Genomic DNA, 15151 nt, shown 5'->3' on the forward strand with positions numbered 1-15151 from the left:
ATGGATCTCAAGGAAACCGACATCCTCGGCGACAGCATCGGCGAGCATTGGTATTACTGCTCCAAAGCGGCCGCCACCCGCCGCCTGCTGGGTGAGGCGCCGATCAAACGAATTCTCGACGTCGGCGCCGGTTCAGGATTCTTCTCCCATCATTTGTTGACCCGCACGGCGGCGCGCGAAGCGTGGTGCGTGGACATCAGCTACCCGGCCGATTCAAGCGCCACCACCGTCGGCAAACCGGTGCATTACCGTCGCTCGATCGACAACGTCGACGCTGATCTGGTGTTACTGATGGATGTACTGGAACACGTCGAAGACGACCTCGGCCTGCTCAAGTCCTACGTCGACAAAGTGCCGTCCGGCAGTCGCTTTCTGATGACCGTGCCGGCGTTCCAGTTCATGTGGAGCGGGCACGATGATTTCCTCGAACACAAGCGTCGCTACACCCTGGGGCAATTCGAGGCTCTGGCGGGCAACGCCGGATTGAAGGTGGAGCGGGGCGCCTATTATTTCGGAGCGGTGTTCCCGCTTGCGCTGGCGTCGCGCCTGATGCCCGGCGGCACTCGGGGTTCGGCACCGCGTTCACAGCTGAAAAAACACCATCCGTTGGTCAATATGCTGCTGAAAACCCTGTGCAGTCTTGAGCTGCCGTTGATGGGTATCAATCGCCTCGCTGGTCTGAGTGTCTTCGTGCTGGCGCGCAAGCCGTGACACCCACTGAAAGATCCGCCTTGATCCAGCGCGGCTTGCGCTTCGCCGTGACCGGTCTGTTTGTCACGGCGCTGCACGCGCTGGTGGCGGTGCTGTTCATCAACTTCGTCAGCCCCCTGCCTCCGTTGGCCAATGGTGTGGCCTTTATCGTGGCGACGGTGGTGTCCTACATCATCAACACCACCTGGAGTTTTTCCGCCCGGTTGCACGGCAAGACCCTGCTGCGTTTTCTGATGGTTTCGGCGGGTGGCTTTCTGTTGGCGATGTTCGTGGCCTGGGCGGCGCAGATGGCCGGGCTGCATTATCTGGCGGGTATCGGTGCAGTGGCGCTGACGATTCCGGCGTTCACGTTTGTACTGCATAACTTCTGGACGTATCGATGAAGGATTCACGCGAGCATCCGGCTCTATTTCTATTGCCCGTGTTATTGGGTGTTCTGGTGTTTTTTCTGGTAGTCGGGCCGCAGGCGCTGAACCCGCAGAACATTGCCTGGCTGCAGCAGGGCGATCCTGCAACGCATTATCTGGGCTGGGCGTTTTTCCGGCATTCGCCGTGGGTTTTTCCGCTCGGGCTCAATCCTTCTTACGGGTTGGAACTGGGCAGTGCGATCATTTTTTCCGACTCCAATCCTTTGCTGGCGCTGCTGTTCAAACCATTCAATGCCTGGTTGCCGGACACCTTTCAGTATTTCGGATTGTGGCTGCTGGCCTGCTGTGTCCTGCAGGCCTGGTTTGGCTGGAAACTGATGGGGCTGATGACGGCCAATCCCGTGATTCGACTACTGGGTGCCGGGCTGCTGGTGTTCTCGCCAGCGATGTTCTTGCGCATGGGCGGGCATCTTTCACTGGCCGGCCATTTCCTGATCCTGGCCTCGCTGTACCTGGCGCTGCTGCCAAATCTGCGCCGACGGCGCCTCGCCTGGGGAGCCTTGCTGGCGGTGACGGCATGGGTGCACGCCTATCTGCTGGCGATGGTTGCGCTGATCTGGGTGGCGGATCTGCTGGGCAAGACATTCAATCAGTCTTTGAGCCGGCGTCAGAGTGTGATCGAAGGGGGCATGCTTTTCGCCCTGGTGAGCGTGTGTTGCTGGCAGGCCGGTTACTTCAGCATTGCCGATGGTGCGGCATCCGGTGGTTTTGGTCTGTACCGGATGAATCTGCTGTCGCCCGTCGACCCGGCTGGCTGGTCATTGATCCTGCCTGACCTGCCAAAGGCTGACGGGGATTACGAAGGTTTCAACTACCTTGGCCTGGGCGTTCTCTTGTTGATGCCGCTGGCGCTGATGGCCTGGTTTCGCAACCACCAATCGCTGAACCATCAGGTGCGCGCACGTCCATGGCTGTTGATGGCGTTGTTCGGTTTATGGCTGTTCGCGCTGTCGAATCAGGTCGGCATCGGGGCGTGGAACTTCGGTTATCCGCTGCCGAAAAGTCTTGTCGCGCTGGCCAATATCTTTCGTGCCTCGGGCCGGATGTTCTGGCCGGTTCTGTACGTCTGCATCCTGGCTGCGATTTTTCTGGTGGTGCGCGGTTATCGACCGCGTATCGCCATTGGTCTGCTTGCGGTGGCGCTGCTGATCCAGGTCGCCGACAGCCGCAACGGCTGGATGGGGCTGCGGCAGGGAAAATGGGTGGCGCCTTCGTCGGTCTGGGCCAGCCCGATGACGGATCCTTTCTGGGCAAGTGCCGCTGCGCGTTATGCCAATGTCCGCAGCCTGATGCCACAGAATCAGGGTGAGCGCTGGCAGATGATCGCCGGTTACGCAGCGACCCACGGGATGAAAACCGATGCGGTCTATCTGGGACGCATGAGCACTTCGGCGCTGGCGCGGGCACAGCAGAAAGCTCGCGCGATGCTTGACTCGGGGCAGTACGACGCGGACTCCCTATATCTCCTGGACGATGATGTTCTGGTCGATGCCGCAAGAACCATCAACAGTGAAACCGATCTGCTGACTCGCGTGGACGGGATGGCAGTGCTGGCGCCTGGCTGGAAGCGTTGTGCGCAGTGTCTGTCCGTGCAGGATGAGGGGCGGCGGATGTCACTGATCCCCCTCACTCGCCCGGGACAAACGCTCACCTTCAATTATCGAAACCGACAACTGGTCAGCGGCTGGTCGACGCCGGAAAGCTGGGGGACGTGGACGGAAGGGCGACAGGCGAAAATCCAATTGCGGGTGCTCCCTCCGACACGCTCGATCGTGATCGACGCATTGGCATTCATCCAGCCCCGGCACCCCGGCCAGCGGGTGATAGTCAGTCTGAACGGCCAACAGGTACTGGAGACCCGTTTGACGCAGTTTCAAGATAATCGCCTGGAAATCCCGATCAGCGCCCAGCTCAGCCAGCGCCTCGGGAGCGATGACCGGCTCGATATCGAATTGCAGCTGCCGGATGCCATCAGTCCCCGACAACTGGATATCAACGACGATTCACGGGTCATGGGCCTGGGGCTGAAGACGTTGACGGTGCAATGACGCCGCGTTTCGATGGACGCCGCCCTCACGGCCTTTCTACACTGCCGCCATCTGGGAATCGGGGGGGCAATGGATGAACCGCAATGAACTTCGCAAGGCCGACATCAACCTGATGGTGGTGTTCGAGACCTTGATGCTCGAACGCAACGTGACCCGGGCCGCCGAGAAACTGTTTCTCGGCCAGCCGACCATCAGTTCGGCGCTCAACCGTCTGCGCACCCTGCTTAACGATCCGTTGTTCATTCGCGTCGGCCATCGCATGGAGCCGACCGCCCGTGCCGAAGACATTTATCGCCATCTCAAGCCTGCGCTCGACTCGCTGTCGGTGGCGCTGAGCCTGACCCGGGATTTCGATCCCGCCGTCAGCACCATGACCTTTCGCATCGGTCTGTCGGATGACGTCGAATTCGGTCTGCTGCCACCGTTGTTGCGCGCCTTGCGCCAAGAGGCGCCGAGCGTGGTGTTCGTGGTGCAGCACGTCGATTACTGGCGGATTCCCGATCTGCTGGCCGCGGGCGATATCACCGTCGGCATCAGCCAGACCCGCGGCCTTCCGGCCAATGCCAAGCGCAAATTGTTGCGGCACATTCAGCCGAGCATCCTGCGTGCCGACAAGTCCGACACGCCACTGACCCTCGATGAATATTGCGCACGACCGCACGTGCTGGTTTCCCACACCGCGAATGTCAGCGGCTACGCCGATGAGTGGCTGGCGGACATCGGCCGCACCCGTCAGGTGGTGCTGTCGGTGCCGCAGTACAGTTCGTTGCCGGCGCTGCTGGCCGGCACCGATCTGATCGCCAGCCTGCCGGACTACACCGCCGATGCCATGGCCGCATCCGGGCTGCTGTTCAAGGAGCCGTTCCCGTTCAAGACCCCGACCCTCGACCTGTCGATGGTCTGGCTCAGCCACGTTGACAGCGACCCGGCCGAGCGCTGGTTGCGCTCGCGGCTGGAGCAGTTCATGAGTGAGCGTCCGGTGATGTCATCGCTGGAGTGAGTCAGACGATGCTGTGTTATATGTACGACCTTTCTGCCGAACCGCTGGAGCACCGAGATGCCACATCTGCACCTGGAATACACCGCCAACCTGCCGCAACTGAACGCCGACGTGGCGTTGATCCGGCTCAACAACACGCTGGTGGGTTCCGGTCAATTCGCGGCGGAGTTCGATATCAAGAGTCGTGCCACCAAGGTTGAAACCTTCAAGGTCGGCACCGCCATGAACGAGCGCGCCTTTGTGGCGGTAAGGCTGGCGCTGCTCAGCGGTCGTTCCTCGGAGATCAAGACGCAACTTTCGCAGAGCCTGCTGGCGGTGTTGCAGGAACTGTGCGAATGGCCGGTCGGGGTCGAGGTGCAGTTGAGCGTGGAACTGCTCGACATCGACCGTGGGTCCTACAGCAAGACCGCCATTGGCGTGTAGGACTCAGGCGGCTTCCAGCTCCGCGCAGGTCTTGATGACCTGCTCGCGCAACCAGAGGTTGGCGCTGTCCTGATCGACGTTGTGGCTCCACTGCATGTCGAGGGTGAAGCCCGGCAGACCATTGGGCGCCTCGCAGTGCTGGAACACCGCGTCGTTGGTCAGCAAACGCTGAATGCGCCGGGGCAGGGTCAGGATGAAGTCGGTGCCGGTGATCATCTTCAGCGCCGCGCTGTAACTGTTGGAACGGGCGACGATCTGGCGTTTCTGCGCCTGCCGTGCCAGCCAGCCATCGACCATGTTGGTGGTCGACGTCCACGGTGTCGGGAACACATGCCGGCGTTCGGTGAAGGCTTGCAGGCTCAGGCGCGGTTCCAGCGGCGTGGCGCGTTTGTCGAAGACGCAGACCAGGTCATCTTCCAGCAGCATGCGTGATTTCAGGTCGGCGTGACTGCGATGGAAGTTCGGACCGAAACAGATCACCAGATCGAGACTGCCGTCGCGCAATTCTTCGACCGGCACGTCGGTTTCGAACTTGTGCATGTTGACCATCACCGGCAAATCATCGAAGTCGAAGCGTTTCAACATTCGCGGCAGGATCAGTTGCTCGAAGTATTCCGGTGCGCAGATGTTGAAGGTCACCGGTTGCGCCATCGGGTCGAAGGTCGGGGCGCCGGCGTGGCACAGGTTGATGCTTTCGAGGATTTTCTGCACATGGCCGTACATGCTGCTGGCCTTGTAGGTCGGACGCATGCCTGTGCGGGTGTTGACGAACAATTCGTCTTCGAAGCTGGTGCGCAGTTTTTTCAGGCAGTAACTGACGGTGGACTGACTGACAAACAGCGCCTCCGAGACATCGGTGACGCTGCTTTGCTCATACACGGCGACAAACACCATGAGATCCTGCATGTCGAGCTTTCTAAGCAAGTTACTGTTCAGCATCCGTTCTGTCTCGCTGTGCTCCTTGCGCCGAATCCGCGCAAACGTGTGCGCTTGATCGTAACGGAACGATGGTGCCAGGAGAAAGCCCTGTAGGACGTTTCACGGTCAGTTGTGGGACAGAAAGTTTTAGTAACACGACGTGCCCAATCAAACCCGGCAAAGATGGCCAGAAGCCTTTATCCAGACGGGTCGGTCAGATTAGCCATGTGCCGTGCGTAATGCCGTGGATTGAAACGCAGCACCATCAGCAGCATGAGCGCCATCACTGCTGTCAGTGACCACCACGCCCACTCGAAGCTGCCCAGTCGATCGCGAACCACGCCGGCCATCAGCGGCGACAGTGCGGCAATCAGGTAACCGATGCCTTGTACAAATGCGGTCAGCCCGCCGGCACGTTGCGGTTCGTCGAGGTGATCTAGGGACACGATCAGGCTCATCGGGAACAGTCCGCCGATGCCTAACCCGAGCAGGCAGGGCCACAGCAGGCTCAGGTGCTGCGGGCTGAGGATCAGCCCCAGGAATCCGGCGATGATCAGGCCGAGCAGAGCGCCGAGCACCTGGCGTCGGTCACGGCTGCGATTGGCGATGGCGGGCACCACCAGCCCGGAAATCACCTCCATGGCCGTCAGAAAACCCAGCATCAGGCCGGCGTTTTGTTCGTTCCAGCCCTTTTCCACGTAGTACGGTGCCAGCCAGGCGAGCACGCAGGTGTAGGACGCAGTGCCGAGGCCGAAGAAGATCGCGAGCAGCCAGGCGCGGGAATTCGTGAAGAAAAATTCTTTTCTGACGACGGTCCGGATGGTGTCCGGTGACGTGGCGCGGGTTGTCCACCACACAGGAATGGCGAGCAGTGCCAAAACCGCCCAGACCGCCAGACCTGCCCGCCAATTGCCGGTCTCCACCATCACCCACGGTGCGAACGAAGCGGCCAGCGCCGCGCCGCCCATGATCGAAGTGACGTAAAGCCCCATGCACAGCGCCACGTTGTCGGGAAACCGCGATTTGATCAGCGCTGGCATCAAGGCCTGGATCAGTGCAATGCCGATCCCGGCCAGCACGGCGCTGGCGATCAATCCGCCCGCCGAGTCGAGAAACAGTCGCGACAGCGTCGCCCCGCCAATGATCAGCAACGACAGCAGCACCGTGCGCTGTTCACCGAGGCGCTGGCTGACCGCCATGCCGAAAAACATCGCCAGCCCCATCGCCATCACCGGCAGCAGGGTCAGTAACGCTGCAAGGCTGAAACTCAGCGGCACATCGCCGCGAATGGCCGAGAGCAAAGGCCCCACCGCCGCCATCGACGGACGCAGATTGAGGGCGACCAGGATGATGCCGAGCATCAGCCAGACAGCGGGGCGGGCAGTGGCGCGAACGTTTTCCATCTTCAGACCTTTGAACCGTAGGCGGTCGATTAGGCGGGCAGGCGAGCAGGGCGGCAAATCAGAAAGTCAGGAGCGCTATCGAGAAATTCGATACGGCGTTTTCGTTGCCCGCGACTGAACCACAGCTGAATCATTCTCAAATACTCTGCAAGTTTCATGGTTATTTCATGTGCCAACTAATCGTTGGCTTCTTTTTCACAAAAAATTGATGGTTGCCTGCATAAAGTTTGTGTGGTCTGAGTCAATGAAATTTTCACAATTGACGACGGCACTTATTCCAAGGAAATCGCCACTCGCCATGTTCAAGTTAAAAGCCGTGCGCCCGGAATGGGTGACGTTGTTTGCCAGCGCCTTTCTTTTGGCCGGATTCAATTTCGTTCTCTGGCAGCACCTGTTCGATATCACCGCTGCGGACGGCAAAGGCATTGCCATGCGCATTGCGTTCGGGGTGATGATCTTCGCGGCGTATAACATCGTGCTGACGTTGCTGGCGTTTCGACCCGTGTTGAAACCCGTATTGACGTTGTTGTTCATGGTCAGTGCCGGCGTGGCTTATTTCATGAGCCAATACGGGGTCATGATCGATGCCGGCATGTTTCGTAACTTTGCTGAAACCAATGCCACTGAAGTGCGCGATCTGCTGTCTTTGAAGTTGCTGGCTTATATCGTGTTTCTGGGTGTCTTGCCGTCCTGGTTGTTGTGGAAAGTTCCAGTCAACTATCGTCGCTGGCATCGCGAGTTATTAAGCAAAGTTGTGGTTAGTGTCGCGTCGGTCGCGGTCATTGGCGGCGTTGCGCTGGCCAATTATCAAGGGCTGTCGTCGCTGTTTCGCAATCACCACGAAATTCGCCTGATGCTGGTGCCGAGCAACTACATCGGCGCCTCGGCCGGTTATCTGCGTGAGCAGGTGGCTTCGGCGCAGCAACCGTTTGTCACGATCGGCGAAGACGCCCAGCGCAATGCCGCCGTGCAAAATCATCCGCGCAAATCCCTGACGGTGCTGGTGGTGGGGGAAAGTGCCCGGGCGGAAAACTTCGGCATCCTCGGTTATAACCGCGACACCACGCCGAAACTGGACAAGGAAGCCGGCCTGATCGCCTTCACCGACGTGCATTCCTGCGGCACTGAAACCGCCGTGTCGGTGCCGTGCATGTTCTCCAACATGGGCCGTAAGGATTACGACGCCAGCAAGGCGAAGAATGAGGAAGGGCTGCTGGACGTGCTGAAACGGGCCGGGATCGACGTGATCTGGCGCGACAACCAGTCCGGCTGCAAAGGCACCTGCGATCGCGTCACCCTGCAGGACGTCAGCAACCTCAAGGATCCGGCGCTGTGCGCCAACAGCGAATGCCGCGACGAAATCCTGTTGCAGGGCCTGCAAAGCTTCATCGACCACCTGGACAAGGACACCGTGCTGGTCCTGCATCAGATGGGCAGCCACGGCCCTGAATATTTCAAGCGCTATCCGAAGGAATACGAGCACTTCACCCCGGTATGTGAAAGCAACGCGCTGAACAATTGCAGCCGCGAGAGCATCGTCAACGGCTACGACAATACGCTGGTGTACACCGACCATGTGCTGTCGAGCCTGATCGACGTACTGCGCAGCAATCAGGACAAGGTCGATACCGCCATGCTGTACCTGTCCGATCACGGCGAATCCCTGGGCGAGTACAACCTGTTCCTCCACGGCACGCCGTACATGCTGGCGCCGGAGCAACAGAAACACGTGGCGATGCTGGCGTGGTTCTCCGACAGCTATCAGAAGTCCTACTCGGTCGACACCCATTGCCTGCAAATGAGCCGTGACAAGCCGCTGAGCCAGGACAACCTGTTCCACTCGATGCTCGGGCTGCTGGAGGTGCAGAGCAAGGTCTACCAGCAGGATCTCGACATGTTTGCCGGTTGCCGGGGCGCGGTGATCGACGGGGTGTTGGCCAAGGACTGAGCCGGCAGACTCACTCTGTAAGACTATTCTTTCCCTCGGGCAGGAGATTTCATCAAGCTCTTGCCCTGTAGAGGCGCGGAAAGCGCCGGTGGCGATATATACTGCGCGCCATTCTTGAAGGGAGAGCCGTGTGGCCATCGATATTCACTGGATTCGCGACAACGATAGCCTCGCGCAGTTTTGCGCCGAGTGGCAGCAGCTGCCGTTCGTTGCCCTCGACACCGAATTCATGCGGGTCGACACCTTCTACCCGATTGCCGGGCTGTTGCAGGTCGGCGACGGCAAACGCGCCTACCTGATCGACCCGCTGACCATCAACGCCTGGCAACCCTTGGCCGCGTTGCTGGAAAACCCGGCAGTGCTCAAAGTCCTGCACGCTTGCAGCGAAGACCTTGAAGTCCTGCTGCGCCTGACCGGCAGCCTGCCGGCGCCGCTGTTCGACACCCAACTGGCCGCTGCCTACCTGAACCTCGGGTTCTCGATGGGCTATTCGCGTCTGGTGCAGGAAGTGCTCGGCATCGAACTGCCGAAGGGCGAAACCCGTTCCGACTGGTTGCAGCGTCCGTTGTCCGACACGCAAATCAGCTATGCCGCCGAAGACGCCGTGCATCTGGCGGAGGTTTTCGTACAACTGCGTCCGAAACTGTCTGACGACAAATACGCCTGGGTACTGGAGGACGGCGCCGAACTGGTTGCCAACCTGCGCCGCGAGACCGATCCGTACGAGGTGTATCGCGAGGCCAAACTGGCGTGGAAACTGTCCCGTGCCCAACTGGCCGTGCTGCGCGAACTGTGTGCCTGGCGCGAGCGCGAAGCCCGCGCCCGCGATCTGCCGCGCAACCGCATCGTGCGTGAACACTCGCTGTGGCCGCTGGCCCGGACCCAACCGGACAACCTCAGCGCGCTGGGCAAGATCGAAGACATGCACCCGCGTACCGTGCGTCAGGACGGCGAGTTTCTGCTTGATCTGATCAAGCGCTCTGGCAGTGTGGGGCCTGATCAATGGCCGCCAGCCGTGCCGGAGCCGCTGCCGATCGAAGCTGCCGCGCTGATCAAACAGCTGCGGGCGCTCGGTCAGGCCGAAGCCGAACGTCTGGGCATCGCGCCGGAACTGATGCTGCGCAAGAAAACCCTCGAAGCGCTGGTCAAAAGCGGCTTCCCCGAGGGCCCTTACCAATTGCCTGATTCGCTGCGTGGCTGGCGCCGCGAATTGATGGGCCAGAAGCTGCTCGACAGCCTGGCCACCGCCGGAGAACAGCCTTGAAACGTATTTGTTCCATTTATCAAAGTTCGAAGAAAAGCGGCATGTACCTGTACGTGCTCAAGAGCGATGCGCTGGAGCGCGTGCCGGAAGGCCTGATGGCGGCGTTCGGCAAGGCCAGGCATTCCTTCGATCTGGTGCTGACCCCCGAGCGCAAGCTGGCCAGCGAAGACATCGCCGTGGTCCTGGAAAACCTCGAAAAGCAGGGCTATCACCTGCAAATGCCACCGGCCGAGGAAGAGTACATCGAACACTTGCCCGAAGAGTTGCTGCGACGCAACGACCCGGTCTGATCCGCGAGGCCCTGTCCTGGGCCTCTGTTAACCCCTGGAACGGTTTTTACGGCGACGGCTGCCACGAAGTGGACGGCCGCCTGCACGGTTTGCGAAAGGTTTGAAGATGCGCGTTCTGATTGCTGAACACGACCACGCGATATACGCCCGACTGCTGCGTCAGGCGGCCCCGGAGCTTGAAGTGCTGACCAGTGGCGACTCCGCCGAACTGGCCCGCCAGGCTGCTGATTGCCCGGTGTGGCTGGGCCAGCCGGATCTGTTGGCGACCCTGTTGCGTCAGGGCCACCAGCCACAATGGCTGCAATCGACCTGGGCCGGCATCACGCCGCTGCTGGCTGACGGCTTGCGCCGGGATTACCGCCTGACCCGGGCGGTCGGCATTTTCGGTCAGGTCATGGCCGAGTACGTGCTGACCTACATGCTCGGCCACGAGCGCGAAGTGCTGGCGCGGCTGGTCAGCCAGGTCGAGCGCAAGTGGGACAACCGCACCGGCCAGAGTCTGGTCGGACGCAAGGTGCTGATCGTCGGCACCGGTGACATCGGCCAGAGTGTGGCGCAGTTCCTGCTGCCGTTTGGCGTCGAGTTGTACGGCATCGCCAGCAGCGCCCGCGAGCAGGCGCCGTTTGTCGAAGTCGGTTCGATGGCGGACTTGCCGCGTCTGGTCGGCGAGGTGGATTACGTGGTCAATCTGCTGCCCAACACCGAGCACACCCACGACATTTACGATGCGGCGCTGTTCAAGCAATTCAAGCCGACCGGGTTGTTCATCAACGCCGGACGCGGTGTGGCGGTAGTCGATGCAGATCTGGTCGAAGCGTTGAAGGAAGGCCATCTGGCTGGCGCGGTGATCGACGTCTGCCGCCAGGAGCCGCTGCCGCAACGGCATCCGTTCTGGACTGCGTGGGGCTTGCTGCTGACCGGGCACAGCTCGGCGCCGACCTCGCCGCCGATGATGGTGCAGTTGTTTCTGGATAACTTGCGGGCGTATCAGGCGGGTGAAGCGTTGCGCGGGGAAGTGGATTTCGCACGCGGTTACTGACTAGAGATCGTTCCCACGCTCCGCGTGGGAATGCCTCTATGGACGCTCTGCGTCCGCTTTGGGACGCAGAGCGTCCCCGGCTGCATTCCCACGCAGAGCGTGGGAACGATCATGTGGTGAAGCTTTAAAGGGTGAAATCGCCTTCAGCCGCCAGTTCGCTCAGCGGACGACGCGGGCTCGGCGTTTCCCGTGCTTGCAGGTATTCGGCCAGGGTTGCCTTGTCACCCAGCTTGCCCACCGCCACGGCGGCATGCAGCGCGTAACCTTGCGGAATGTTCAGCTCCTTGCGGGTCAGCTCCTGATCGAAACCGGCCATGCCGTGGGTGTGCCAGCCGCTCAGGCTCGCTTGCAGCGCCAGATGGCCCCACGCGGAACCAGTGTCGAAGGTGTGCCACAGCGCTGGCGTTTCTTCGGTGGCGCCCGGTGCGGTGAAGGTGGTTTTCGAAATCACGATCACCAGCGCCGAAGCGTGCTGTGCCCAGCTGCGGTTGAATTCATTGAGCAGGCCCAGGTAACGCTCCCAGTTCGGCGTGTCGCGACGGGCGTAGAGAAAACGCCACGGCTGCGAGTTGTACGCCGATGGCGCCCAGCGTGCGGCTTCGAAGAAGCTCAGCAGGGTTTCTTCCGGGATCGCTTCGCCGGTGAAGGCGCGGGGCGACCAGCGATCGGTGAACTGCGGGTGAATGGCGTATTCGGCAACGCGAGGGTTGGCACTCATCGAAAGATTCCTTGCTACGTTTGAGGACAGGTTGGAAGTGAAACCCGGCGGGATCAGTTGGGCTGAACGATGGGGTTGTGGCGCAAGCCTGCAGTTCACCGGATGCGACGCGGTCGAGTGTTAATGGCATCCGGCAAAGGCCTGGTGTGACCGGCAAAGCTACTTGGCCGTGCAAAAACTGACAAGCCCCGCACAACCGGCAGTCGCCAGCGCTTGGCCCACGGGGCCTTGGGCACTAGACTGGCGGCCTTTTCACCACCTGATGTTGATGCTTGAGCCATGGCCGCCAAAGTCGAACCGTTCTGGATACGCAAAACCCTCGATCAACTCGATCACGAGGAGTGGGAATCGCTGTGCGACGGTTGCGGCCTGTGCTGCCTGCAAAAGCTCGAGGATGAAGAAGACAACAGCGTCTATTACACGCGCATCGCCTGCAAACTGCTGGACCTGAAAACCTGCCAGTGCAGCGATTACCCGAACCGCATGAAGTTTGTCCCGGACTGCATCCAGCTCACCCCGGGCCAGGCCGAAGAATTCAAATGGCTGCCGCCGACCTGCGGTTATCGGTTGGTCAGCGAAGGCAAGGATCTGCCGCTGTGGCATCACTTGGTCTGCGGTGATCGCGATGCGGTGCACCACGAACGGATTTCCCAGTCCGGGCGCATGCTGGCCGAAGGCAGCGTGCCGGAAGACGACTGGGAAGATCACCTGATTTTTCGCGCAGGCTGACGATTGACCAAGGAGCAGGTATGGCGACGGGATTGCGCCGGGCGCTGATCGTCACGCTGCTGGCGCTGAGTGCGCCGGTGTGGGCGGCGAAGAAAGTCGATCTGGATTATCAGGTACGCCTGCTGCTGCAGAGCGATCAGGCCGAAGTGCGCCTGACCCTCGCCAAAGGCGAAGCGGTGCGCAGTCTGGATTTCGACCTGGGCGATGGCAGCCACTACAGCGACTTCAAGGCTGACGGCCTATGGCAACTGACGCCGGGCAAACCGGCGCGCGGGGTCTGGCGCCCGACGGCGGACAAGGCCAGTCTGACCTACCGCGTGCGCATCAGCCACGGCCGCAAGAACGGCAGCTTCGACACGCGCATGACCCCGACCTGGGCGTTGATGCGTGGCGATGAACTGGTGCCGCCGGCCAAGCTTGATCAGCAGGATGGCATCGAGCTGGTCGCGCGCCTGCACTTCGAATTGCCCGACGGCTGGAAAAGCGTCGAAACCGCCTGGCCGCGCATCGGCAAGAACCAATTCCGCATCGACAATCCGTCACGCCTGTTCGACCGCCCGACCGGCTGGATGCTCGCCGGCCACCTCGGCAGCCGCCGCACGCGGTTGGGGGAAACCGAAGTCACCGTGGCCTCGCCCCAAGGGCAGGGCATGCGACGGATGGACGTGCTGACGCTGCTGACGTTTGTCTGGCCGCAGGTGCAGGCGGTGTTTCCGCGCCACCCGAGCAAACTGCTGATCGTCGGCGCCAATGACCCGATGTGGCGTGGCAGCCTGGCGGCGCGGGAGTCGATCTACCTCAACACGCGCTTGCCGCTGGTCAGCGAAAGCGGCAGCAGTGCTTTGGTGCGCGAACTGGCACAGGTGTTCGGGCGGATCAACGACGAACAGCGCAGCGACTGGATCAGCGAAGGGTTTGCCGAGTATTACGCCATCGAACTGGTGCGCCGTGCCGGCGGCATGAGTGACGAGCGTTATCAGAGCTTGCAGGCGAAACTCGCGAAGGACAGTCAGAAAGTCACGACCCTGCGCGGCGAGCAGATCAGCCCCGCGCAGCTGTCGAAAGCGGTGCTGTTGTTGCAGGAACTGGACGGCGAGATTCGCCTGAAGACCCGCAACAAGCGCTCGCTGGACGACATGCTGCGCGGGGCGATGCATCTGGGGACGGTGAACACCAAAGAGTTCGTGCAACTCGCCGAAAGCATTCTCGGCGAGTCGTCCAAAGTCCTTGATAGCGGGTTGCTTCGGTAGTGGTCAAACCCCGGCTTTCGGCGATTTCACCGAGTCATTGCCGGTCACGGTGGCGGTGTTGGTCGCCGCCTCGGCATTGGCCTTGAGCTTGCTCAGCTCTTCACCGGCCCGCTCGATCTTCGCCCGCACGTTGTTCATGTCCTGACGGCTTTTCTCCAGCAGGCTTTTCACCGAACTGTGGCCGGTGATGCCGCGGGCCATGGCCACGCCGCCAATCGCCACCTGAATCAGCCCGAATACGCCGCCACGGCGCAGGCCCTTGCCGACCATGATCACGCCGCCGGCCAGCGAGCCGATGCGCTCCCAGCCTTCGACGTTCTGCTCAGGACGGCTCTGAAACGGGGTGGATTCGATACGTTCGACGCGTTTGAGCTCGGTCATGATCTTTCTCCAGGCAATGAGTAATCGATAAACAAGCTGACTGCGCAGGCGGTCAGCTCGTTCCATCGGATGTGCGGCGTTTCAGCGGAATTTCGGTCCGGAGCGGGTGTTCAGGCCTTTGGCCATGCGGTCGTAGAGCACAACGTTGACCGTGGCGGCGAGGTTCATGCAACCGGTGGTCGGGATGTACACGACGTCTTCGCACCAGTCGCGGATCTCCTGATCCAGCGAGCCGTCTTCGGGGCCGAAGATGTACAGGGCGCGATCCGGATGAGTGTATTCCGGCAGCGGGCGGGCGCCGTCAACCAGTTCCACGGCAACCGGGACGCAATTGAGCGGCAGGATCTTTTTCAGGTCGTCGATGCCGATCAGCGGGATGTCGTAGTGCACGCGCTTGGTATCAGTGACGAAATCGGCGGCGCGCTCATAGCGCTTGCCGGTGTAGAACACGGTCGACACGCCGTAGCAGCCTGCGGCGCGCATCACCGAACCGACGTTTTCCGGTGATTTGGGGTTATACAAACCAATGCAGCTGTACCGTTTGTCTGCCACGAGCGGGGTGCCTTCGGGAAAAAGAGGGCGATTATACGGGGATTGGGGG

At 61.0% G+C, this 15151-nt stretch carries 16 protein-coding genes; 11 read left to right on the top strand and 5 right to left on the bottom strand.

Going from position 1 to position 15151, the window contains the following annotated elements:
• From AC07Y2_RS21530 to AC07Y2_RS21550, 5 genes are all read left to right on the top strand, one after another.
• Entirely contained in the window at positions 1-711 is a 711-nt protein-coding gene (locus tag AC07Y2_RS21530) for a class I SAM-dependent methyltransferase (RefSeq protein WP_103386833.1), read from the top strand.
• A complete protein-coding gene (locus AC07Y2_RS21535; protein WP_039772655.1) occupies positions 708-1094 on the top strand; it encodes a GtrA family protein in 387 nt (128 codons plus the stop codon). Before AC07Y2_RS21530 ends, AC07Y2_RS21535 begins: the two co-directional genes overlap by 4 nt.
• On the top strand, positions 1091-3187 hold the full coding sequence (locus tag AC07Y2_RS21540) for a DUF6311 domain-containing protein (RefSeq protein WP_103386834.1): 2097 nt from the start codon (positions 1091-1093) through the stop codon (positions 3185-3187). Before AC07Y2_RS21535 ends, AC07Y2_RS21540 begins: the two co-directional genes overlap by 4 nt.
• A 73-nt stretch (positions 3188-3260) precedes the next feature.
• Positions 3261-4187 carry a LysR substrate-binding domain-containing protein gene (locus tag AC07Y2_RS21545; RefSeq protein ID WP_039772651.1) on the top strand — a complete coding sequence of 309 codons (927 nt, stop codon included), beginning with the start codon at positions 3261-3263 and terminating at the stop codon, positions 4185-4187.
• A 57-nt stretch (positions 4188-4244) separates the two neighbouring features.
• Positions 4245-4610, top strand: a complete 366-nt coding sequence (locus AC07Y2_RS21550; protein WP_074691099.1) for a 5-carboxymethyl-2-hydroxymuconate Delta-isomerase — start codon at positions 4245-4247, stop codon at positions 4608-4610.
• Positions 4611-4613: 3 nt separating this feature from the next.
• Here AC07Y2_RS21550 and AC07Y2_RS21555 read toward each other — a convergent pair whose 3' ends face one another.
• Together AC07Y2_RS21555 and AC07Y2_RS21560 are read right to left on the bottom strand one after the other, a co-directional pair.
• Positions 4614-5549 (bottom strand): LysR family transcriptional regulator, encoded by a 936-nt coding sequence (locus tag AC07Y2_RS21555; protein WP_064383125.1) that lies wholly within the window; start codon positions 5547-5549, stop codon positions 4614-4616.
• A 176-nt stretch (positions 5550-5725) separates the two neighbouring features.
• Complete coding sequence (locus AC07Y2_RS21560; protein WP_103386835.1) at positions 5726-6931, bottom strand: cyanate transporter; 1206 nt, start codon at positions 6929-6931, stop codon at positions 5726-5728.
• Between the two features lie 298 nt (positions 6932-7229).
• On the opposite strand from AC07Y2_RS21560, the gene AC07Y2_RS21565 reads away from it, so the two are divergent.
• The 4 genes from AC07Y2_RS21565 (at position 7230) to AC07Y2_RS21580 (ending at position 11472) form a co-directional block, all read left to right on the top strand.
• The gene (locus AC07Y2_RS21565; protein ID WP_039772644.1) at positions 7230-8879 is read left to right on the top strand and encodes a phosphoethanolamine transferase; all 1650 of its coding nucleotides are present in this window, start codon (positions 7230-7232) and stop codon (positions 8877-8879) included.
• Between the two features lie 130 nt (positions 8880-9009).
• Positions 9010-10143 carry a ribonuclease D gene (gene rnd, locus AC07Y2_RS21570; protein ID WP_039772643.1) on the top strand — a complete coding sequence of 378 codons (1134 nt, stop codon included), beginning with the start codon at positions 9010-9012 and terminating at the stop codon, positions 10141-10143.
• Positions 10140-10433, top strand: a complete 294-nt coding sequence (locus AC07Y2_RS21575; protein ID WP_039772642.1) for a YcgL domain-containing protein — start codon at positions 10140-10142, stop codon at positions 10431-10433. Before rnd ends, AC07Y2_RS21575 begins: the two co-directional genes overlap by 4 nt.
• A gap of 106 nt (positions 10434-10539) precedes the next feature.
• Positions 10540-11472 (top strand): D-2-hydroxyacid dehydrogenase, encoded by a 933-nt coding sequence (locus AC07Y2_RS21580; protein ID WP_039772640.1) that lies wholly within the window; start codon positions 10540-10542, stop codon positions 11470-11472.
• Between the two features lie 124 nt (positions 11473-11596).
• Here AC07Y2_RS21580 and AC07Y2_RS21585 read toward each other — a convergent pair whose 3' ends face one another.
• Positions 11597-12190 carry a nitroreductase family protein gene (locus AC07Y2_RS21585; protein ID WP_103386836.1) on the bottom strand — a complete coding sequence of 198 codons (594 nt, stop codon included), beginning with the start codon at positions 12188-12190 and terminating at the stop codon, positions 11597-11599.
• Between the two features lie 279 nt (positions 12191-12469).
• On the opposite strand from AC07Y2_RS21585, the gene AC07Y2_RS21590 reads away from it, so the two are divergent.
• Together AC07Y2_RS21590 and AC07Y2_RS21595 are read left to right on the top strand one after the other, a co-directional pair.
• Entirely contained in the window at positions 12470-12919 is a 450-nt protein-coding gene (locus AC07Y2_RS21590; RefSeq protein WP_007958058.1) for a YcgN family cysteine cluster protein, read from the top strand.
• 20 nt (positions 12920-12939) lie between these two features.
• Positions 12940-14169 (top strand): hypothetical protein, encoded by a 1230-nt coding sequence (locus AC07Y2_RS21595; protein ID WP_039772636.1) that lies wholly within the window; start codon positions 12940-12942, stop codon positions 14167-14169.
• A gap of 3 nt (positions 14170-14172) precedes the next feature.
• Here AC07Y2_RS21595 and AC07Y2_RS21600 read toward each other — a convergent pair whose 3' ends face one another.
• Positions 14173-14550 (bottom strand): YgaP family membrane protein, encoded by a 378-nt coding sequence (locus AC07Y2_RS21600; RefSeq protein WP_039772634.1) that lies wholly within the window; start codon positions 14548-14550, stop codon positions 14173-14175.
• A gap of 81 nt (positions 14551-14631) precedes the next feature.
• The gene (locus AC07Y2_RS21605) at positions 14632-15102 is read right to left on the bottom strand and encodes an RNA methyltransferase (protein WP_007958066.1); all 471 of its coding nucleotides are present in this window, start codon (positions 15100-15102) and stop codon (positions 14632-14634) included.
• Between the last annotated feature and the right edge of the window lie 49 nt (positions 15103-15151).

This window comes from Pseudomonas sp. GW456-12-1-14-TSB6, assembly GCF_059424205.1.

Bases quoted from the DNA above. Each gene is read 5' to 3' on its own strand.
- AC07Y2_RS21555 (WP_064383125.1), bottom strand. From the start codon at position 5,549: ATGCTGAACAGTAACTTGCTTAGAAAGCTCGACATGCAGGATCTCATG.
- AC07Y2_RS21585 (WP_103386836.1), bottom strand. From the start codon at position 12,190: ATGAGTGCCAACCCTCGCGTTGCCGAATACGCCATTCACCCGCAGTTC.
- AC07Y2_RS21600 (WP_039772634.1), bottom strand. From the start codon at position 14,550: ATGACCGAGCTCAAACGCGTCGAACGTATCGAATCCACCCCGTTTCAG.
- AC07Y2_RS21580 (WP_039772640.1), top strand. From the start codon at position 10,540: ATGCGCGTTCTGATTGCTGAACACGACCACGCGATATACGCCCGACTG.
- AC07Y2_RS21550 (WP_074691099.1), top strand. From the start codon at position 4,245: ATGCCACATCTGCACCTGGAATACACCGCCAACCTGCCGCAACTGAAC.
- AC07Y2_RS21545 (WP_039772651.1), top strand. From the start codon at position 3,261: ATGAACCGCAATGAACTTCGCAAGGCCGACATCAACCTGATGGTGGTG.
- AC07Y2_RS21565 (WP_039772644.1), top strand. From the start codon at position 7,230: ATGTTCAAGTTAAAAGCCGTGCGCCCGGAATGGGTGACGTTGTTTGCC.
- AC07Y2_RS21590 (WP_007958058.1), top strand. From the start codon at position 12,470: ATGGCCGCCAAAGTCGAACCGTTCTGGATACGCAAAACCCTCGATCAA.
- AC07Y2_RS21530 (WP_103386833.1), top strand. From the start codon at position 1: ATGGATCTCAAGGAAACCGACATCCTCGGCGACAGCATCGGCGAGCAT.
- AC07Y2_RS21560 (WP_103386835.1), bottom strand. From the start codon at position 6,931: ATGGAAAACGTTCGCGCCACTGCCCGCCCCGCTGTCTGGCTGATGCTC.
- AC07Y2_RS21595 (WP_039772636.1), top strand. From the start codon at position 12,940: ATGGCGACGGGATTGCGCCGGGCGCTGATCGTCACGCTGCTGGCGCTG.
- AC07Y2_RS21540 (WP_103386834.1), top strand. From the start codon at position 1,091: ATGAAGGATTCACGCGAGCATCCGGCTCTATTTCTATTGCCCGTGTTA.